This is a genomic window from Nonomuraea sp. NPDC004702, assembly GCF_053601695.1.
In genome coordinates this window covers 19,789-39,415 of record NZ_JBSGCE010000075.1, presented here as the reverse complement: position 1 = coordinate 39,415, position 19,627 = coordinate 19,789, and the positions used below count along the sequence as shown (strand labels likewise).

Sequence of the window (19,627 nt, the reverse complement as noted above, 5' to 3'; positions counted from 1 at the left end):
CACAGGCCGGCCAGCCAGGGCGCGGCGATGACCGCGATGCCGCCGACCACGACGACGGTGAACAGCAGACCGGGCCTGGCCTGGGCGCCAGCCCGCAAAAGCCGAATCTTGTCAGGAGCGATGTCCCGGATCACGACTCGGTGACCGAGCTCCGCCAAACAGGCGCCGGTCACCAGCCCGATGTACCCAGCACCGAACACAGCGATCCGCCGTTCCACCTTGGCCTTCATGACCGACCATCCCATTCCGGCGCGGATCGAGCCGCCGCCTGGCAGTGCGCGAGCGACATCGTGAAAGATGATCACTCTAACCCGTTGTGCGGATCATTGTCCGCAAGGAATGAGGGATGTGCTCACTGCCGGGCAGGGAGAGGCTCAAGCTGAGTGACGGCGAAAAGCCGGTCCAGAAGGCGAAGGCGGGGCAGGTTCAACCGGCTCTCACTACGGCAAGGGAGGTCGTAGGCGCGAGTTTCATGATCAGCGAGGCGCGGTCCGGGGACACGAGCTGGATGGCGCGGCTTGCCCAGACCCGAGGCTTGATTGGAGGCCTGGGTGCGCGGGAAGACGGGTCGCCGGAGGAATCCGCAGTCAATCCGCTTCTTGCGGGACGGGGTGTTTCGCGACGAAGGGCTTGTCGCGGGGCCTCTACATCGGCCCACATGGTCAACATGGAGCCCTCTCAGGTGGGGGACGCGCAGGAACGCGATCCCGCTCAAGACTTACGCCGACAAGCCTCTGACGCTCCCACTCGTGGGATCTTCGGGCCTATGGAGGCTGTCATCAGCCGGGGGCTGCGTGATCAGGTTACTGGAAGGCCAGTGCGCGAAAGGTGTCGCGGACGGTCATGAGCGGATCGCGGTCCCGGCTGAAGAAGAGCTTATTAGTGAGCAACACGGCCCATCGCTCCTGCGATGTAGAGATCCACATGGCGGTGCCGGTGAACCCGTAGTGGACGTAGATGCCGTCTTCAGGACGGGTGCCGGGGGCTGGGTGCCAGAACAGACCGCGGGCCGGGGCTAGTTCGCCAGTGTGCACCCGCAGGGATTCGCTCACCCAAGCGTGCCCGAACCGGACGGGCGCCGGGCCTGGCCCCGGGGTCAGCAAATGACGTTGGAAGAGCGCCAAGTCGTCCAAGGTGGAGAAAACACCGGCGATGCCGCAGACTCCACCAAGCAGCCGGGCGGAGAAGTCGTGAGCGACCCCCTTGAGATGGACGCCGGTCTCCCCGTCGAACTCGGTGGGCGCGCATCGGGCCGCGATCGGTGTGGGCAGCGGGCCGAAGTGAGTGTGGGTCATCCCCAGGGGTTGCCAGATGAGCTGGCGGGCGAGTTGGTCCAGTGGAGTGGCGGTGAGATGCTCGGCGAGATAGCCCAGAATGAGGGCCGCGCGGTCGGTGTATTCGACGGCCTGGCTGGCAGGACGATGCAGGGCTTCAGCCAAGACGCCGAGGCGGATGGCCTGGGGGTCGGTGCCATAGAGATTCTTGAGGTTGGCCCGCGGAGGAACCCCCGCGGTGTGGGTGAGCAACTGGCGGGCGGTGACCTGACCGAGCGGGCGGCCAGCCACTTCAGGCCAGAAGGTGGCCAGCTTTTCGTCGAGGGGAAGGACATGGTCCTGCCACAGCGTGCCGAGGACGGACCACACGGCGAGGATCTTGGTGAGGCTGGCCACGTCGAAGACGGTGTCCAGGCTCATCTCAACCTCGGGATGCGCTGGATCGAGCAGGCCGGTGCGGCCGGAGAAAAGGGTGGCGTCAGCGTCGCCGATGGCCCAGACCGCACCGGGAAAGATCTTCTGACGTACCGCGTCGGACAGCAGGCGAGTGATCTCATCGGTGGGATGGGCCATCGGCTAGGCCTTTCTTCGGGATGCGGGCGGTGCTGGCCAGCGTAGTGACCGAGTGGGGGAGCGCGGGCCGAACACGCCAACGGTGGCGGATCAGCTGGCTGGGTGAGGTCACGGCGGCCGTGGTGACAATACGCCGGGAGCGTCGGCGTCGCGGAGGCCACCAGCAGTGCGCAGGTCGGCACGTAGCGCAGGCAGCCGGCGCTGCCCTGCCGTGGGTCGAACTCGTCCCGGCCACACCGCGGTGGCCGAAGAACTCCGCTTGACGCAGCCGAGACCTTCTTCGTTTCTCAATCGATCCGCAGGGCTTCCATCGTCTCAACTGAAGACGAGCTCGCCTATTCGCCATTCACCTCACTCGAGCGGCCCTACGCCCGAGGCGTACTGGCCAGCGCGGGAACAAGCTCAACGACGCCAGTCCGTCGAGGGGGAGGTGATGCATGGCGACCGTGACGCTGTCCCCTTCGGCGAGACTTCATGGCGGGGGAGCGACACCTTCTAACGCGTTCGTTCGTGGCTCGCGTCCTCCCGATGCGATCCTCGAAGGACATCGCCGCGCCCCCCGCGAGCCGGCGACGTGGTCATGAGGGGCGACAGGCAAGCGAAGCAAGAGGAGGCGATGTGACCGGCAGCCGACACCAAGGCCAGAACCCCCACTCAGGAGAATGGCCTCCGGACAACAGCGTTCAGGCGGACCGCGCCCGCCACGACACCACGCTGGTGGAGGTGTGGCCGCTGCTCGGCTTGCGCCTGGCTACCGAACGCCTTGAACTTGCCGTCCCCGCTCCCGCTGACCTGGCGGGTCTGTTCGAGGCGGCCGCGGTCATCCAGCCACCCGGCCAGGTCCGTTTCCAGCGGTCCTTCCTCTACGCCTCATCTCCCGAACGGGAACGCGGACTCCTGCAGCGGCACTGGCGCGCACTGGCCCATTGGCGACCCGACAGCTGGGACCTTCAGCTGGCCATACGTCTGGACGGTACCGCCATCGGTTTGCAGAGCATGTGGGCGACAGACTTCGCGATCACCAGGACCGTCGAAACCGGGTCCTGGATCGGTCTGGCCCATCAGGGCCGAGGGTACGGCACCGAGGCCCGCACGGCCGTACTCGAGTTGGCCTTCACCCACCTCGGCGCGGCCGAAGCGCGGACGGAATACATCGACGGCAACCTCGCGTCCGAGGCCGTATCGCGAAAACTCGGCTATCAGGACAATGGTCACAGGGTTTCGGCCCGGGATGGCGAGCGACTCACGCAGCACCTGATGGCGATCGACGCCGCCGCGTGGAAGCGAGGTGCCCGCGGCCCGGTGGAGGTGACGGGTCTGACTCGCTGCCTCGATCTGTTCGGCATCGCTGGACGCAGCTGATCGCGGTCAGCCTGGGCCAGGCGACTGCTTGCCCAGGCCGTCGCAGGCGACGATGGAGGCGACGCGCCGTACTGGAGCGCCCGCGCCCAGAGGAGTTCTCGCCACGGCAGGTGATCAGGCGCGTAGAAACTCGACGGCTCGCTCGTCCAGCTGCTGAGCGCAGCGCACACCGCGCGCACGGAAGTGCGACAGGTCGCCTCGCATCCGCGCGACAGCCGTGCGAGTGCGCGCGGACGCGACACCGTCCATGTGGTCCATGGCTCGGTGCCATGTGGCACAGGCTTGTTCGATGTCTCCTTGGGTGAGCACAAGCTCGGCCTCCGCCACCAGGTCCAGCGCGATGACGCGGGCGAAGGTGGCAGCGGGGCGACACGCGGCAGCTTGGGCGTACTGTTCGGCGGCGTTGCGGATATCGCCCAGCGCTTGGAACACTTTGGCTGACCGCGACAGCACGGTCCCTTGTGGTGGTCCCCACGCCAGCGCCCAGAACGGCAGGTCCGCATCGTTGCCGCGAGCCAGCAACTCGTGGGCCCGCCGGGTTTCCTCGATCGCCTTACCGCGTTGTCCGCCCTTGGCCAGAGCGTTGGCGTACGTGATGCGGAACAGCGCTTCAGCGGCCGGGTCCACTTTGCCCTTCGCGCGGTTCAGCCCGGTCTCCGCCAGGCCCTGACAGTGCTCGGGGCGATTCGCCTTGAGGCCATGCGTGGCCATGGTGCGCAGAATGAACCCGTCCTGGCCGACCACCCCGGACTCCGATGCCAAGACGTAGGACCGCAGGTAGTAGTGCTGGGCCAGGCCTTGCTGCCCGGCGTCGTAGGCCTTCCACCCGGCCAGGTGGACGGCGCGGGCAGCGGCCGAGAGCATCTGCTGGCGTACCCGCTCGGTACGGAAGCGGCCTCGGCACAGCGCGAGCACGTCGTCGCGCAGGTACTGGATCAGCGCGGTCCGGCCGTGCCGCCCTCCGTGGCGTTCGTCCATCTCCGTGAAAGCGGCCACCATGTCGCGTACCGCGGTGACCTCGGCCATGCCGACGGTCAGCCCCGTTCTGGCCGCGCTGGTGCGGGCGGCGATGTCACGCGCGTACTCCAGGGGGAACGCGGCGGCGGCTGAGCAGGCGGAGGCGCTCAGGAAGGCTCGTCGGTTCACTTCGCCTCTCCACAGCGGTAGCAGGTCATCGAACGGGGCGACATCGAGGAACAATCCGATGGTGTCATCCATCCCCCTGGCAGGGGAGCCCATCCTCGCGGTTCGCCCGATGGCCTACCAAGACCACCAGCCATATCGCGGGCAATCCCCCTGATCTCAACTCCGTACGAGCCTCGACGATTGCCGCGGACAGGTGGCGGAGGCGGGATGGCTACCCAAGCGCCTGCCCGAGCCGGCGCTCGGCCTGCTGCGGCAACGGCCAGAGACATGCGGACCGTATCCAAGAATTAAATAAGATCGAGGCCTTACAGGGAGCCCCTTTCACTAGCACGGCTACAATAGACCATCTGTAACCGGTAGCCATGTCTATAGCAGATAAGAGCCTAATCCTCTGCCCACGCCCATCAATGGGGGACATCCAAGCCTTGGGTGGTGGTCAGAGCTCGTCTCGCCGTCTTACTCATGTCCTTATGCTCATGCTTGGCTAAGGTCTGCTGGCATGGGCCTATCCAGCCTGTGGACAGAGGCTGAGCTGAACGCGCCCGCCGTCAGGCGGGGCTGCCCATCTGACGGCTCGACAGCCTGGACGCACTCCGGTAGACATTTGTAGTGGCAATTCCTCCTCAATCGCCGTACGGCCCGCGTCCTGGGCCGCCATACGGGCCGCCCGCACCCGCCAATGGCTGGCTCCCGCACCCTCCGCTGCCTCCCACCTCGGGAATGGCCATCACAAGTCTCATCTTCGGCGTTGCTGGCGTTGTCTTCATCTGCCTCTACGGGTTCCCGGGACTGTTCGCCGTACTCTTTGGCCACATGGCCCGCGCTGAGGTCCGGGCGGGCCGGCGCCGAGGCGACGGTCTGGCCGTGGCTGGCCTGGTCTTGGGGTATCTAGCGGTTAGCCTGGCTGTCGCCTTCCTCATATACAGCGCGAACCACTGAGCCCTTTCATCCTCTCTGGCGGGCTCTCCTGAGCTGGGCTGATATCGCGTCTACCGGCCCGGGTCGGCTGCCAGTTGCTTGGGCCGCGTCGCAGACCACAGGGCTCGTCGCCACCAGCCATCGCTACTGAGGTGACCTCAGAGAAATCAATCGGACGATGAGGAATATCCCGGGCGCGGCGGTGGTGGTGGCGTTTCGGGCCTTCGGGAGAAGTCGTCAAGGTCGAAGACAGACGTGGAGCCTCCGGTAGATGAACTCGCCCGGCCCATCGCCGGGGTGGCGGGCGACATCTTGCACCACTTTCGAATCTACCTGGCGGCCCGCGATCAAGTTGGCGGCGATCAGGCGTGCGTCCGCACAGGACAGCGGAGCGCACGGGTGGAACCTCACCGCTTCCGGAACCGAGCGGAGGTCTCCGACCCGCTCGCCCACCGGCCGTGCTGGCTGCCGCCCGAGGAAACACCGCGAGTGCCCGAAGTGTTCGGCGCGGACCTGCTGTACGAACCCGCCTTCACCGGGCAGGTCCTCGCCGACCTGCGCGACCTGCTCCGGCACGGAGCGGCGGCCGTCATCAGAAGGGAAACCACCACGTGAACGAGCCTCTCGCCCGATTCGACGCCGAAGCTCTCCCGGTCGCCGTGTACGCCGACCAGCGGGCGCTGGCGGTCGCGGCGGCGAGCCACGCGGCCGCCGTCCCGCGCTCGCGCGTGTCGCTCACCGGCGTCGTCCGGGTCGTGATCGCCACCGGCAACTGTCAGCTCGCCTTCGGCCCCGCTCCGCGCGAGGAGTGGGTGCCGGGGGAGGCGGTGACCATCTTCCACATGGACGAGTGCGTGGGCATTCGGCACCCCGCCTCGTTCCGCCGCTGGATCAGGGAGCACATTGAGGAACCCTTCGCCCCGGCTCGGGTGCGCTACATCGCCGGCGACGCGGCCGACCCCGAGGCCGAGCGCGCGCCGCTACGAGGCGTCGCTGCGCGAGGTCCCACTCGACCTGGTCTGCCTGAACATCCAGGAGAACGGGCACCTGGCCTTCAACGAGCGCACAACGCCGACCGCGACGACCCCCGATGGGCGCGGGTCATCACCCTCACCTCCCCCACCTGGCACCACCAAGTGGGGGAGGGGCGCTTCGACGGGTTCGACGCGGTTCCGGCCACGGCCATCACGCTGACCGTCCCGGCCCTGCTCGGGGCGCGGCACGTCCAGGCGGTGGTGCCGGAGGCGCGCAAGGCGCGGGCCGTGCGGGCGGTGTTGCGCGGGCCGGTCGGGGCGCACTGCCCGGCCACGTGGCTGCGCGGGCAGGAAGGGGCGCGGCTCTTCCTCGACCGCGAGTCGGCCGCGCTGGTCCTGGACGAGCCGGCGGTGAGCGGTGGCTGAGCGCCGGCGCTACGCGCTGTCGGGGCTGAGCAGGCGGGCGATGTCGGTGTTCGTCCGCCCGCTGCGCGGCCCCTACGCCGAGGCGGGCGAGCTCGTCGCGGTGTGCGACCCCGACGAGGCCCGGGTGCGCGAGCTCGATCCCGCCCTGCCCTGGTACCCGCCGGAACGGCTGGACGATTTGATCACCGAGACCCGCCCCGACACCCTGCTGGTCGCCGGGCCCGACTTCACGCACGCCGAGGCCGTTCTCACCGGCCTGGGCCGCGGCCTGGCGGTGGTGTCGGAGAAGCCCATGGTCACCACCGCCCGCGACGCCGCCAGGATCGTCGCCGCCGACCCCGGCGGCAGGGTGCGGGTCACCCACAACCTGCGCTACGCCCCGCGCCACCAGGCCGTCAAGCGGCTGATCATGGAGGGCGAGATCGGCAGGGTGGTCGGCGTCGAGCTCGTCTGGAACGTCGAGACCCTGCACGGCGCCAGCTACTTCCAGCGCTGGAACCGCCGCGCCGAGTTCTCCGGCGGCCTCCAGGTGCACAAGAGCTGCCACCACTTCGACCTGGTCGGCTGGTGGCTGGCCGACGTGCCCGTGCAGGTCTTCGGGTACGGCTCGCGCGCCTACTACGGCGCCGGCAGCCCGCACGCGGCCGACGACCCCTACCGGCGGCGCTGGGCCGAGGAAGGCGTGTCGCTGCCCGACAGCCCCCTCGGTCACATCTACGACACGGAGATCGACATCGAGGACAACTACGCGGCCCTCGTGCGCTACCGTGGCGGCGCTCATCTGTCGTACAGCATCCAGTTCTCCGCACCGTGGGAGGGCTACCGCCTGGGGATCAACGGCACGCACGGCCGCATCGAGGCCACGCTCGAATACGGCAGACGGGCCGCGGGCCCGCCCGAGCCGATCGTCCTGTATCCGATGTTCGGCGACCGGCGGGAGATCGTGGTCGAGGGAGAGGCCGGGAGGCATCTCGGCGCCGACGAACTCCTCGTCCGCGATCTGTTCGCCGGCGACGGCGACGACCCGCTCGGCCTGCGCGCCGGAAGCCGGGACGGCGCCAGGGCCGTGGCGGTCGGCGAGGCCGTCCGGCGCTCGTCCCAGACCGGTCAGCCCGTGGACATCGAAGCCCTTCTCGCCAGCGGTCGCCCCTGATGGAAGCGACAGAGAGAGCCGTACATCCGGAAACCACGCGCGACCGCTCGCCCTAGCGTCGCACTCGTGAGGGAAGGAATCTCAATGACCATGTCAAGCGGCGAGAGCCGTGACCTGCCGCGGCGGGACTGGGGAGAAGACCCGGTTGTCGCGCAGCAGAGCCCACAGCACGTCGACCAGTCGGCGCGCCAGAGCGAGTAGGGCCTGGGTATGAAGCTTGTTCTCATCCCGTTTGCGCTGATAGAAGGCTCGCGAGAGACCGTCGGCGCGGATGCTGGACAGCGCGGCCATGGAGAACACCTGGCGCGGCGGCCGGTTGAACCGCTTGGGCCCGCGGTTGTTGCCGGTGACCCGGCCCGAGTCGCGTGGCACGGGCGCCAGCCCGGCGTAGGAGGCCAGACGCCCCGCGTGAGTGAACATGCCCCGAACGTCGCCGCCGGTCGCGACGATGAACTGGGCGCCGAGCAGCGGGCCCATCCCGGGCAGGCTCTCGATGACATGGGCCCGCGGGTGGGTGCGGAACCGCTGGGCGATCAGCTTGTCGGTGTCCTTGATCTCCCGGTCCAGTCCGAGCGGCTGCCGGGCGAGCTTCTTGACCAGGATCGCCGTGGTGGCCTCGCCGGGCAGCGCGACGGTCTGCGAGGCCGCCGCCGCCAGCGCGGTCGTGGCCATGGTGTCGAGGCCCCTGCGCCACGCGCCGCTCTCGGTCAGGAAGGCGGCCAGGCCCTCATGGCCGGCTTGCCGGATCTCCTCGGGCGTGCAATGGCCAGATACCAGGATCAGCGCCGAGCGGGTGGAGAAGTCGAAGCTGGCCTCCAAAGCGGGGAAGATGCTGGTGAGCAGGTCGCGCAGCCGGTTCACGCCACGTACCCAGTCGGCCATCGCATCGGCGCGGTAGGAGGTCAGCCGGGTCAGCTCGACCACCAGCTCGTCGGTCGCGGTCACCTCGGTCACCTAGGTCAGGTCGCCGCGCATGCGGGCGGTGTCGGCGATGATCCGGGCGTCCTTGGCGTCGGTCTTGCCCTCGCCGCGGAAGATCCCGGCCATGTCGTTGACCATCCGGCCGGGCACGTAGACCACGTTCTGGACGCTGGTCAGCAAGGCGGCCAGCGGCAACGCGGCGGGCGGGCTGATCAGATCCACCGCCCACCGCACCTGGCCGCCGGTCTTGGCGGCTGTCGCCGTGGCACGCTCGATCAGCTCCTCGATCTGCCGCTGGCCGTTGCCGACTTTGACCGACCACGGTTTCTTGCCCGCCGTGTCGATCGCCGCAGCATGGTGGCTGCTCTCGCCCGCGTCGATGCCGATCCACACGCTCGTCGCCGTCACCCGGCCCGCCTTCTCATTTCCGCGGGTGATCCCCGTGGACGACCCCGCCGGCAGGTCCCTAAACAGCGACGATTCGCATCAGATCTCAATCAGCGGCCAGGGCGTCCAGAACGACGGGGCGGCTATTCCCTCCAAGCTACAACAGCAGCAGCGGACACCCATCAGCCACACCCCGTCGTCCTGGGCATCCAGAGCGACTCACTCCAGACAAATCGATCTTAGGGACGCCCATGACCGTCACGCTGGCCGATGCCACCCAGGCGTGCGGCCTGTCGCCGTCCACGGTCTCGCGCGCCCTGTCCGATCCAGGCGGGGTGAGCGCGCGGACCCGCGACAAAGTGGCCGCACATCATCGCCTACGACCACCAACCTGACGGAGGACTTACTCGTGTAGCTGTCAGAGATCCAGGGGACCTCGATCCGGCGGCCCACCTCCGCCACGGGATGCCGTGGCACCCGCGTAAAAGGTACGGCGGCGGGGCGTGGGAGGCCGGGTCACCTACGGTGGGCTGGCCCATTCTGGTTCCGCGCTGTCAGGGGAGTACGTTGTCTGGTGAGTCCAGCCAGACGCGCTGACCTTCAGGGTCGACCGTGAGGCCGAACCGGTCGAAGTCGGGTTCGCCCCAGTCCCGCCATCGCGTGTACGCGTCCACGAGGAGGTCCCCAACGGGGCGGGACCCGAGCTGATAGGCGACATGGTCACCGCCTGGGTTGTGCACTACCGCGGCCCACGTGGACGGATCGGCGGGGTCGAGCACGTACAGCACAAACCGGCCGCCATCGTGGCTTGTCCGCACGTGCAGACCAGTCAGCCCGGACATGGCCAAGGCCGCACCCGCGGGTGCGCTTGCGATCACACGCGGGTCCGTCGAGGTGGTAGAGCGGCGCCCGCCGCCATCATCATCGTCAGCACGGGTGCCATCCTGGGAACGCATCATCATGTACGACGCCAGTCCCGGAAAGCGCCCTTCCGCCGTTCCGTCCTCGCCCACGGACAGGCACACCGCCACGTCCGCACCGCACTCGGTCGAGAACGGGGCCACGATCACCGCTCCCGGCCGGCACTGCGCCACCCACGTGTACGGCATCGTGTGAACACCGCAAGTGACGTGTACCCGGTCATATGGCGCCCGATCAGAGAACCCGATGGCGCCGTCGCCGACGACCAGGTTGGGTTGGAAGCCCGCGGCGCTCACATTCTTCGCCGCCTGCTCCGCTACCGCCACGTCCACCTCGATCGAGGTGACGTTCTCCTCGCCGACCAGATGCGACAGCAGCGCCGCCGTCCAGCCGGTACCTGTGCCCACCTCGAGCACGCGCATGCCCGGCTCGGGGGCCAGCCAACCGAGCAGGTCCGCGACGGTGCCCGGGGTCGGATACCCACAGGCAGGACCATTCGCCGTCCTGGTCCACGCCGGACCCGGTGCTGGAGTACAGCCCGGTAAGGGCGCTGATCGCCAGATCAGCGCCAGCCGACAGGGCGTCCAGGGCGCGCGGATCCAGAGCCGTCCAGTAGCGCCGCGGCTCCTCATCCTGTTCGAGCTTCTTGTCAGGGCGCATGCGCTGGGAGCGGAGCATCATGTAGGAGGCGCCGCCGACGACGCGGCCGCGGGCGGTCCCGTCCTCCTGTACTTCCAGCCGGAGGGCATGGCTGGCGCCGAATCCTGGATGCCATGGCAGCACGATGACCGCGCCGGGCCTGCATTGTTCGACCCAAGCGTACGGAATGTCGCGGATGCCGCAGGTGACGTGCACTCGATCGTACGGGGCCCCCTCGAGGTGGCCGTCCGCGCCGTCGCCGACTACCAGCACCGGATGATGGCCGGCCGCGGCGAGGTTCTCGCCTGCTTGCTCCGCGACAGCCGGGTCGACCTCGATCGACGTGACATTGTCCTGCCCCGCCAGGTGGGACAGCAGCGCTGCCGTCCAACCGGTGCCTGTGCCGATCTCCAGGACCCGCATGCCCGGTTCCAAGCGAAGATGGGTGAGCAGGTCCGCGACGGTGGCGGGAGACGACGAGGATGACGTGTGGGCGCCGGTGAGCGCCGTCAGCGGCGTGCCACCGTCGTCAAGCTGCGTGATGATCGGCTCGTGTGCGGCGACCGCGTTCCACCAGGCATCAGGGTCGGTGTCGCGGTCGATCAGGAACGGCTCGCTGCCGCTAGCGACCACGCCTACGTCCGGGACGAACAGGTGGCGGGGGACCGCGCGAACGGCGGCTTCGACGGTCTCCGCGATATCCCTTGAGCTTCAGGGTCCAGAGCGGAGATGAGCTTGTCGATGTGGCCCTCGGGCGCGTCCATCTCACCCTTGCGCTGTCCAGCCACGCCGTCTCCTTACCTCGGGTCATGTCTCGCCGCGACCATAGGGCTACCGCCAGGTCCTGGCAATGGCAGGCTCCAGCTTGAAGCTCCAGGGGCGGGACGTCGCCATCACTGCCCCGCTCGATCTACGGCGCGTCCGGCAGGGGGCTGCTCGCGTTGTACGGCTACAGTCCGGCGCGGTACTCCACCCATGCCCTCCCGGCGGCGGCCGCGCGAGCGCGGGCGGCGCGGATTGGCAGAGGGCCGCGGCGGGCGACGAATTCGTGGAACAGGGACCACACGGCGACGAGCGCGGTCACCGCGTCTTCGGGGGCGCTCTTGTAGGCAGGCACCTGGGAGGCGATGGCCTCGACCTGCGGGAGAGCATGTCCGGTGAGAATCAGGCGGGGGATGAGTAGCGCGGTCTCGACCCAGGCGGCGCCTTGACAGGCGAGCCCCCAGTCGATGACGCGTATGCCGCGCTCGGTGGCCACGAGGGTCCCCTCCCGCAGGTCGGCGTGCAGGAGGGTGTCCCCGGCGAAAGCCTCGACGTCGAGCTTGACGCGAGCGGCACGGTAGGCGTCGAGGCACTTCAGATCGCCGGGAGGATCGGCCAGCAGGGCGTCAGCTCGCTTTCGCAGGAACTCCACGTTGTCGCTGACCGGCGGCACGCCGGCGCCGGGGTTCGGGGTGAGCGTGCCGCCCAAGACACCGACCATTTCGACGACCTCGGCGACATCGTGCGAGCCAGGCGAGAGATCCACTGCGCGGATAGCGTTAACGTGCTCGAACAGCAGCCACACCCATCCGGCGGTGTGTCCACCCCTCAACATCTGTGGGGTGGGCACCGTCGCGGGCAGGGCGGCCGCTACCCGGCGTTCACGCTGGTAGAGGTCGGCGGACGGTGAGTCATCCGGCAGGGCCTTCAGAAACCTCAACCCCGAGAGGGTGGCCAGCCGTACAGCCACCCCCGAGGTGAGCCCACTCGGCAGGCTGACCACGTGCCGGATCGGCCCGCACGCGGACGTGACCGCATCCCGCGCCTCCTCAGGGAGCTCCTCCCACCGGTACATCATGTGCCGCACTGTACGCCGCCCCTATCCGCGTCGCTGCCTACTTGAGGCTGTCGACGCGGCACCCTTGGCACTGATCGCACATGGAGCAGTACCCGGCCGAAGGCGGGAGCCTCCTGTCACCTTGGCGCCCAGTACCCAGATGTCCATATACGGCTGCGAAGAGTTACCATCATCTCTCTGTGTAGTCGACGATGGGCCGGATCATGTCACACCCGCCACTTCCAGGCGGGGTGGTCAGGGACCACGGGAGGCGGTGAGGCCGGCTCAGACCTGGACTCGTCGGACAGGGACAGCGGGCAGTTTGTGGATGATCCGCTGGCGCTCGATCACTTCGTGCGGTTCACTGAAGCGCGCGGTCATGGCATCGATTTCCACCTGGGCCCGCTCGATCTAACGGGTCAGGGGCCCCTCGGGGCGTCGATCTTGTTCAACGGCCACATGCGTGGATCCGGTTCCCGTTCAGCTTGCCAGGTCATATCGACGCCACGACAGTGCGGGCGCGCGGGTGAGCCGGCGAGACATCACATCGGTCATCGCCCGGTACACCCGTGATTCAGGGCTGGCCGGCGGGCTTTCATCCTCACGGATCAGGCGCCGGTACGACATCAAGGTGCCGTACGGCCGCTCGGCGATCCATCGATTCGGCTGGAAACAGTCCCCCGGTCGGAGGGGTCGCGTTCGATGGTCTCCACGTCGATCCCGAGCCCCGTCCCGTGGTCGACGACCGTGCTCGTGGACCCCTGGTCGACCGCGGGCTTTGGTCACCATGCTGGAGGTCTAGGCTGCGACCCGTCCAGCGGAGCGGCCCCGGCGATGTTCTCGCACGCGGAGGCGGCCAGCACTACCACCGCGATGACCAGGCCGAACACGTCCGCGGCCAACCCTCTCGCCGCCAGGAATATTCTTGGCCGCCTCCCTGCGTGTCGTGGTGGCGAGGGCCTCAGCCGCCCCGCGGATGCTCCGGGTGTCCAGCACCATCAGGCTCGGATCGGCTCATTCTCCCTTGTGCTCCCGCATGTTCCAGCGCGTTAGGTCATGGATTCTCTGAGCGGGCGCCTCCGCGCCCAGCACCGAATCATCGTGAACTCGTGCGCCCGGCCTCCAAAGGCGCCCATCACCGGCTGGACAGCTTCTGCGGCATTGCGGACCCCTTGGGCCGTCGCGCCTCGACGCCGCTCTCTGGCGGCCTCCCGTCACCTGGTCATCGTCCGCTCGCGCTCCTGTTAGAGCCTGCTGACGAAGGCTTAAGTGCTGGTGGGCATCGGGCCGTAGAGGGCAGGACCGATCTTGTTGATGTAGCCCTGGTGGGACCATTGGGACAGTTGGACACGGAAGCTGTTGACGTTCTCGATCCCGAGGAAGGCGGCAAGTTCGCTGCCCTTCCAGGCCCGCCAGGGCTGGGCGGCCAACAGTTGCAGGACCTTGCCGCGCCGGTCGGGGCTGGACAGGTGCGGAAGCAGCGGCGGGTCACTCCAGCGACTGCTGGGGGGCCGACCTGTCAGTTCGCGCGTCAGGCGGCGGGTCATCTGGTGCACGGTGGCCCACCAGATCATGGCCTCGTGGTGGTCAGGTCTGCGCTCGTAGACGCGTACCAAGCGGCGGTAGCGGACCAGCCAGGCGAACGTCCGCTCCACCACCCACCTGCGAGGCAGCACGACGAAGCCGCGCAGGTCGTCGCTGCGTCTGACGATCGCGACGGCCAGAGCCAGGACCTGCCCGGCCCAGGCCTGCAACCGTCCGGCGTAGCCGCCATCAGCCCAGACCAGACGGAGGGTGGAGAACTTCTCCCGCAGCAGCGCCAGCACCGGATGCGCGGCGTCACGATCTTGCACCGACGCGGCGGTGACGATCACACACAACAGCAGCCCGAGCGTGTCGACCACGACATGCCGCTTCTGCCCCTTCAGCTTCTTGCCCGCGTCGTAACCACAGACCGGCGCCCCGACGGTCTCGGCCGCCCTGACGGTCTGGGAGTCGAGACATCCGGCGGTGGGAAGCTCACCCCGTCCGGCCAGGATGCGCAGCCGACCGCGCAGCCGCCCGGCCAACCGTTCAGGCAGGCCACGCCTGGACCAGCGCAGGAAGAACGCATACACCGCCTCGTGCGGCGGGAAGTCGACCGGCAGGGCCCGCCACTCGATCCCGTACCGCGTCACATAACCGATCGCGTCCAACATCGCGCGCAGGTCATGCACCATCGGCCGGCCCGTGACCACGACTAACTCGGCCATCATCGCCCGCGCCTCGGACTCCAGCACCGACCATTCGGCATCGGCCAGATCGGATGGGTATGCCGGTTTCCGGCCGCGACATTCGCACCCCGGTGAAGCGCAACCGCTGGCGTCCACGGTCACGGGCGTGTAGACAGACAACCACGGGCTCCTGGCCGCTGAGCTGCTTAGACAACACCTCAGCTACCGGGAGCCCGCTCCTGCTTACGGGTCAACTACTCACTCATGACCACACCCCGGCGCTCTCCTGACCCTCCCCGCGGAACACCAAAGCCCTTCGTCAGCAGGCTCTTAGTTCGCCAAGCAATTTCCCCAGGCGCGCCGTCCTGCCTCAACTGCCTGGCTGCCTCCCGCCGTAACAACTCCCGCCCTTCTTGTTCGGCACGCATGCTCCCGCCGAACAAGAACGGCGGGAGCATGCCCTGTCCCTTGCCGGTACCGCATGTCTTGGTCGTACACCCGATACGACGGACCGTCACGACCCATGGTTTCGCGAAAGCCGCGCGCGTGATGAGAAAAGCTGGACACTAGGTGATGGCGATGAGCGTGATCGTTATATCAGTGTAGTTGTCAGTGATTGAGGCTCGCAGTTGCTCTTCCCCGTCGCAGTTTCTCCTGCTTGAGAGCGTGGACGCGTTCAATGCCGCTCGCCACGTGTCGAAGTCTCTACGCCGATTCTCGGCGTTGCTCGCATCACATGTACCGATGAGCGCGGTTTCCTTGGGATCGCTCTGAATCGACCAGCTAATCACTGGTAGATTCTCGTTTACGGTGCGCGCCAACAGGGACCTGAGCTCATCCACGGCGCGTTGCTGTATGTGCAGCCTGTCTAGTGAATCTTTGTCTGACATAACTAATGACCCGCCTTTCGCGGCCGTGGGGGAGTTATTGTGCGTCTTGTCCCTTTGGGAGCGTGATCGGCTCTTGCCCGTGCTGATGGTCGTACATGCCCGCGAGCGCTGGCCGGAAGGCCGCTAGATAGCCTGGCCACCGCCCATAAAGCGCCGATCTAGCCGCGGCATCTGTTTGCATCAGGAACTGTAGATGTCTCAGGCCGTGCATGAGCACGTCAATGGAACGAGGGATAGGCGCTTCTGTCGCTTTTACGGGAACCGGCTTGCCTACGGCAGCCGGAAGATCTGGGCTAATGGGCGTCGCGTTTCCCCATCTATCTCGCGCGAACTCGCCGCATTCGATGACGGCGACGTAAGTTAGGACAACCGTCGCGTCCTCCGCGCGCCATGACGTGGAGTGCAGTAGCTTGACCTCCCTTAAAGCGCCATTCGCAGTCAGAAGATCGGTGGCAGCAGTGTGAGGATCGCCGCTCCGGCGAACGGCCTCCGAACGCCACGCGCGATTCCCACTTATCAGCCAGAGCCCGATGCTGTCAGCCGATACAGGCCAGACTTCGACGACTACCTCTGTCCGTTCACTCACACTCGTTTTTCTCTTTCCTCGTCCAGGACTCGGCATCCCCTACCTGCTGCCTTCCAGACGCTACGCGTCGAGGAGGTAGCCGTTTTGGGTAGGCCGAGCGTGATCCGATGGCCCTACTCGCTTCGGGCTCGAATGCCTTTGGCTGCCTTGGCTAGTTGGGCCGCGCGTGTTTTCCATGCGGTGATGCGGCCAGCAAGGCTCACCAGCGGCTTCTCCCCTTGCTCAAGGATGCGGGCAACAGAGAGCTCTATGATTTTCGAAGGAATCAAGCGGCTGTCTCAAGGTTCAGGTCAGCTCCGTAGCGCCGTCGTGGCCAGGATCCGCGTCCATGCCATGGTGTGCTCATCGAAGCGCTTCGAGGTCGACTGGCGCGGACAGGAGCGTCTCGCTCACGCCTTTACGTTCCATGTGGCCAGCGTAACGACTTCAGGCAAGGAAACTAGTGCCGCGTTCCTCAAAGGTATGAAGGAACCAGCGGGGTAGGTGTCGGGGCAGGAGAAGGACATTCCACCAAGGTGTGCCGCTAGAAGATCCGTCGCCGGGCTTTTGGCGGATTTAGCCGGCGGGGCCGGCGGGGATGAACACGGAGCGGATCTGGGGATGGCCGGCCGGTGTGGGAGTGAGCCCTATTCGTCCTATTGTCGCAGGCCAGGAGCGGTGGCTGGCGAAGACGGACCCTGTGGCCTACGACGAGGCGCGGACCCCCGGCAGCTGAGCCGAACTGATGGATTCGTCATCAGTCCGGCTCAGGAAAGCTGGGCAAGGAGGATGGAAAGGGCTCAGTGTTCCGCGAGGAAACGCCGGATACAACAGCCCATGGGATTCTTCACGGCAAAACGGACGCGATAGTGCTCTGTGGGATTGCGCCGGCGTCGCCTCTGGCAGGATGTCACGATGAACCCCTCTGGGAGCCGAACGCTAAGCCTGCGCACGCGAAGGGCCGCCCCCCTTCCCGGCATCACCGGAGTGGCGAGAATCGACCGGCGTACGAAGGATCTCACCAAACGCCTCAATCCGGGCGAAATCGCGATTATTGACCACGCCGACCTTGACCGGGTAGGCGCGGAGGCGCTTGTGGCGCGTGGTGTGGCAGCTGTGATCAACGTCGCACCGGGCATCAGTGGGCGCTATCCGAACCAGGGGCCGCAGATCATCGTCGAGTCCGCCCGCCCCTTCGTCGACAACGCCACGCCGGAACTGTTCGAGCGCGTCAAAGACGGCGACGTCATCCGCATCCATGATGGCATGGTGTATTTCCAAGGCCGCGTAGTCGGCCAGGGCGAGGTGCAGACGTCCAGCAGCATCGAAGGCGCCATGGCGTGGGCCCGTGGTGGGCTGGCGGAGCAGATCGAGGGCTTTGTCACCAACACCATGGAATACATCCGTAAGGAGAGCAACCTGCTCATTGATGGCGTTGGCGTGCCCGAACTTCGTACCAGGCTGAGAGGCAGGCACGCCCTCGTCGTCGTGCGTGGCTACCACTACAAAGAGGACCTCGCGACCCTGCGGCCTTATATCCGGGAGTATCACCCCGTCCTCATCGGTGTTGACGGCGGCGCGGATGCCCTAATCGAGGCAGGTTACCTACCCGAGCTGATCATCGGCGACTTCGACTCAGTCTCCGCCACGGCGCTCGCATGCGGTGCTGAGCTTGTTGTGCACGCTTTTCGCGATGGTCGCGCGCCTGGGCTGGCACGGGTCCAGCAACTGGGGTTGGACGCGGTACTCTTCCCGGCGACCGCCATGAGTGAGGACATCGCCATTCTGCTGGCAGATGAGAAGGGAGCCGAGCTCATCGTGGCCGTCGGTACGCACCTGACGCTCGAGGAGTTCCTCGACAAGGGCCGTCCCGGGATGGCCAGCACGTTGCTTACCAGACTCCGCGTCGGCAGCAAGCTGGTAGATGCCAAGGGGGTCAGCAGGCTCTATCAGAGCCGGGTATCCTGGGCATCGCTGTTGGCCTTGATCCTTACTGGGCTGATCACAATTTGTGTGGCTGTGAGCGTGACCCCAGTTGGGCGTGTGTGGATCACCGGGTTGTTGGACCTGTGGAATGATCTCACCTCCTGGCTGGTTGAGCCGTTCTCATGACTGGTATCGCACCACCGCGTCCAGGGCCGAACGGAGTGATACACCTGATCGGATCTACTCGATAGCTGTCAGCGCGGGCTGGCCGCCGCGACTCAGGTTGAGGGGCCACGGTGATTCCGGACAGCCGTCTTATGGCGTAGCCCATGCGGCTGTGTGGGCTGAGAGGGACTCGTTGAGGACCTCCAGGGGTGGCCCGTAGCCGAGCGCCGAATGCGGGCGCTGGTGGTTGTAGAACTCTTCGATGTAGCGGATGACCTGCCGTCTGGCCTTGGCTCGGGTGGTGAGGACGAAGCGCTGCGGCCATTCGTTCTTGAGCGCGGAGAAGAACGATTCGGCCATGGCGTTGTCGTAGCGGACGCCGGTGCGGCCAACCGAGCGGCGGATGCCCAGGACGGTCAGGAAGCGGCAGAACTCGTCCGAGGTGCAGTTCGAGCCGCGGTCGGCGTGGAACACAGCGCTGGGCTGGAGCGGGCCCGCCCCTCCCATACCAAGACGGCTTCGTTCGTCTGGCTCGGCTACGAGGCACCACAACTCCACGCGGGAATCCTCCGGGCCGACACCTCCGTGGCATCGCCCGACCTCGCCCAGGTCGGCGCAGGCTCACTGGTCGGCTTCCTCGACGGTCTCCACGCGACCCGTCAGCCGGCCGGTACACCGCGATTTACCGTACTGGGCCCCAGCTACGGCCGTGTGGTGGCCGGCATGCCGCGCAGCCGTGGAAAGGGATGTTGGCTGGACAACTCATTCTTGTGGGTAGTCCCTGGACAATGGCGGCGTGAGCGAGCGATCCCGGAGTCAAACAGGTCTAAGCCGGCAATTTACCCCAAGACCCCCTCGCCGACCTCGGGCATGTTCCACTCAGCGGCGGCCGGAATCCCGCCCAGGGCGTAGTCACGCCCTTGCTCCCGAAGGGCGCGGGGCCCTTCGATACCCGCCCCCAGCAACATCGCCTTCGGCGCCAACTTGCTTCGTGTCGACCCCAAACCTGCGTCGGGATTCCCGGCTCTCACCGAGGACGACATTGGCGCGCACTCCGGTTACTGGGACAGCTAGTCCGAGTCTCTGAAACCATGGAGCCCATTCATCCTATTGTCGCCGGTCAGGAGCAGTGGCCCGCGATGAGTCCCGGACCTCCGGCAGCAGAGCCGGGGCCGGTAGACGCGCCATCGCACCTGCTCAGGCGAGCCGGGCAAGGAGAATGAATGGGGCTCATGGAATTCATAATCAACGGCCAGTACGATCAAGTATCGAAGCTGCTGACGCCGAAGCAGGCGCCGCCTCCGACGCCTCATGTGATGCCGCTGCCTCAGCCTGTCCCTTCGCCGGGACCGGCG

The 19,627-nt window shown here is 67.0% G+C and carries 15 protein-coding genes and 3 pseudogenes; 9 read left to right on the top strand and 9 right to left on the bottom strand.

Features of this window, described 5'->3' with window-relative positions; translation table 11 throughout:
• Together ACWEJ6_RS46745 and ACWEJ6_RS46740 are read right to left on the bottom strand one after the other, a co-directional pair.
• Positions 1–305: pseudogene (locus ACWEJ6_RS46745) on the bottom strand (hypothetical protein); the annotation flags it as partial.
• Positions 306–803: 498 nt separating this feature from the next.
• Positions 804–1,847 carry a serine hydrolase domain-containing protein gene (locus ACWEJ6_RS46740; protein ID WP_452431799.1) on the bottom strand — a complete coding sequence of 348 codons (1,044 nt, stop codon included), beginning with the start codon at positions 1,845–1,847 and terminating at the stop codon, positions 804–806.
• A gap of 618 nt (positions 1,848–2,465) precedes the next feature.
• Between ACWEJ6_RS46740 and ACWEJ6_RS46735 the strand changes: the two genes are divergently transcribed.
• Positions 2,466–3,209: a GNAT family N-acetyltransferase gene (locus ACWEJ6_RS46735; protein ID WP_452431798.1), complete on the top strand. Its 744-nt coding sequence runs from the start codon at positions 2,466–2,468 to the stop codon at positions 3,207–3,209.
• A gap of 114 nt (positions 3,210–3,323) precedes the next feature.
• Here ACWEJ6_RS46735 and ACWEJ6_RS46730 read toward each other — a convergent pair whose 3' ends face one another.
• On the bottom strand, positions 3,324–4,427 hold the full coding sequence (locus tag ACWEJ6_RS46730) for a hypothetical protein (protein ID WP_452431797.1): 1,104 nt from the start codon (positions 4,425–4,427) through the stop codon (positions 3,324–3,326).
• 648 nt (positions 4,428–5,075) lie between these two features.
• On the opposite strand from ACWEJ6_RS46730, the gene ACWEJ6_RS46725 reads away from it, so the two are divergent.
• The 4 genes from ACWEJ6_RS46725 (at position 5,076) to ACWEJ6_RS46710 (ending at position 7,826) form a co-directional block, all read left to right on the top strand.
• Complete coding sequence (locus tag ACWEJ6_RS46725; protein ID WP_452431796.1) at positions 5,076–5,294, top strand: DUF4190 domain-containing protein; 219 nt, start codon at positions 5,076–5,078, stop codon at positions 5,292–5,294.
• A 468-nt stretch (positions 5,295–5,762) separates the two neighbouring features.
• Positions 5,763–5,888, top strand: coding sequence for a hypothetical protein (locus ACWEJ6_RS46720; protein ID WP_452431795.1), 126 nt, complete (start codon positions 5,763–5,765; stop codon positions 5,886–5,888).
• On the top strand, positions 5,885–6,673 hold the full coding sequence (locus ACWEJ6_RS46715; RefSeq protein WP_452431794.1) for a hypothetical protein: 789 nt from the start codon (positions 5,885–5,887) through the stop codon (positions 6,671–6,673). Before ACWEJ6_RS46720 ends, ACWEJ6_RS46715 begins: the two co-directional genes overlap by 4 nt.
• Positions 6,666–7,826: a Gfo/Idh/MocA family protein gene (locus ACWEJ6_RS46710; protein ID WP_452431793.1), complete on the top strand. Its 1,161-nt coding sequence runs from the start codon at positions 6,666–6,668 to the stop codon at positions 7,824–7,826. The genes ACWEJ6_RS46715 and ACWEJ6_RS46710 overlap by 8 nt, the downstream gene beginning before the upstream one ends.
• A 93-nt stretch (positions 7,827–7,919) precedes the next feature.
• Here ACWEJ6_RS46710 and ACWEJ6_RS46705 read toward each other — a convergent pair.
• Positions 7,920–9,155: pseudogene (locus ACWEJ6_RS46705) on the bottom strand (IS110 family transposase).
• 230 nt (positions 9,156–9,385) lie between these two features.
• Between ACWEJ6_RS46705 and ACWEJ6_RS46700 the strand changes: the two are divergent.
• Positions 9,386–9,529 carry a LacI family DNA-binding transcriptional regulator gene (locus tag ACWEJ6_RS46700; protein WP_452431792.1) on the top strand — a complete coding sequence of 48 codons (144 nt, stop codon included), beginning with the start codon at positions 9,386–9,388 and terminating at the stop codon, positions 9,527–9,529.
• A 159-nt stretch (positions 9,530–9,688) separates the two neighbouring features.
• Here the strand turns inward: ACWEJ6_RS46700 and ACWEJ6_RS46695 are convergent, their stop codons facing one another.
• Both ACWEJ6_RS46695 and ACWEJ6_RS46690 read right to left on the bottom strand, forming a co-directional pair.
• A complete protein-coding gene (locus ACWEJ6_RS46695) occupies positions 9,689–10,687 on the bottom strand; it encodes a methyltransferase domain-containing protein (protein ID WP_452431791.1) in 999 nt (332 codons plus the stop codon).
• Between the two features lie 46 nt (positions 10,688–10,733).
• Positions 10,734–11,207: pseudogene (locus ACWEJ6_RS46690) on the bottom strand (methyltransferase domain-containing protein); the annotation flags it as partial.
• Here ACWEJ6_RS46690 and ACWEJ6_RS46685 point away from each other — a divergent pair.
• Positions 11,184–11,402, top strand: a complete 219-nt coding sequence (locus ACWEJ6_RS46685) for a hypothetical protein (protein ID WP_452431790.1) — start codon at positions 11,184–11,186, stop codon at positions 11,400–11,402. The pseudogene ACWEJ6_RS46690 and the gene ACWEJ6_RS46685 sit on opposite strands and share 24 nt — an antisense overlap.
• Before the next feature lie 241 nt (positions 11,403–11,643).
• Here the strand turns inward: ACWEJ6_RS46685 and ACWEJ6_RS46680 are convergent, their stop codons facing one another.
• Both ACWEJ6_RS46680 and ACWEJ6_RS46675 read right to left on the bottom strand, forming a co-directional pair.
• Complete coding sequence (locus ACWEJ6_RS46680; protein WP_452431789.1) at positions 11,644–12,534, bottom strand: phosphotransferase family protein; 891 nt, start codon at positions 12,532–12,534, stop codon at positions 11,644–11,646.
• A gap of 1,244 nt (positions 12,535–13,778) precedes the next feature.
• A complete protein-coding gene (locus ACWEJ6_RS46675; RefSeq protein ID WP_452431788.1) occupies positions 13,779–14,906 on the bottom strand; it encodes an IS5 family transposase in 1,128 nt (375 codons plus the stop codon).
• A gap of 2,190 nt (positions 14,907–17,096) precedes the next feature.
• On the opposite strand from ACWEJ6_RS46675, the gene steA reads away from it, so the two are divergent.
• Positions 17,097–18,293: a putative cytokinetic ring protein SteA gene (steA, locus tag ACWEJ6_RS46670; RefSeq protein WP_452431787.1), complete on the top strand. Its 1,197-nt coding sequence runs from the start codon at positions 17,097–17,099 to the stop codon at positions 18,291–18,293.
• A gap of 129 nt (positions 18,294–18,422) precedes the next feature.
• On the opposite strand, the gene ACWEJ6_RS46665 is transcribed toward steA, so the two are convergent.
• Positions 18,423–18,746, bottom strand: coding sequence for a transposase (locus ACWEJ6_RS46665; protein WP_452431786.1), 324 nt, complete (start codon positions 18,744–18,746; stop codon positions 18,423–18,425).
• Between ACWEJ6_RS46665 and ACWEJ6_RS46660 the strand changes: the two genes are divergently transcribed.
• Positions 18,738–19,184 (top strand): alpha/beta hydrolase, encoded by a 447-nt coding sequence (locus tag ACWEJ6_RS46660; RefSeq protein WP_452431785.1) that lies wholly within the window; start codon positions 18,738–18,740, stop codon positions 19,182–19,184. The genes ACWEJ6_RS46665 and ACWEJ6_RS46660 overlap by 9 nt on opposite strands.
• Positions 19,185–19,627: the final 443 nt, after the last annotated feature.

Bases quoted from the DNA above. Each gene is read 5' to 3' on its own strand.
- ACWEJ6_RS46730 (WP_452431797.1), bottom strand. From the start codon at position 4,427: ATGGATGACACCATCGGATTGTTCCTCGATGTCGCCCCGTTCGATGAC.
- ACWEJ6_RS46700 (WP_452431792.1), top strand. From the start codon at position 9,386: ATGACCGTCACGCTGGCCGATGCCACCCAGGCGTGCGGCCTGTCGCCG.
- ACWEJ6_RS46695 (WP_452431791.1), bottom strand. From the start codon at position 10,687: ATGAGGAGCCGCGGCGCTACTGGACGGCTCTGGATCCGCGCGCCCTGG.
- ACWEJ6_RS46740 (WP_452431799.1), bottom strand. From the start codon at position 1,847: ATGGCCCATCCCACCGATGAGATCACTCGCCTGCTGTCCGACGCGGTA.
- ACWEJ6_RS46725 (WP_452431796.1), top strand. From the start codon at position 5,076: ATGGCCATCACAAGTCTCATCTTCGGCGTTGCTGGCGTTGTCTTCATC.
- ACWEJ6_RS46680 (WP_452431789.1), bottom strand. From the start codon at position 12,534: ATGATGTACCGGTGGGAGGAGCTCCCTGAGGAGGCGCGGGATGCGGTC.
- steA (WP_452431787.1), top strand. From the start codon at position 17,097: ATGAACCCCTCTGGGAGCCGAACGCTAAGCCTGCGCACGCGAAGGGCC.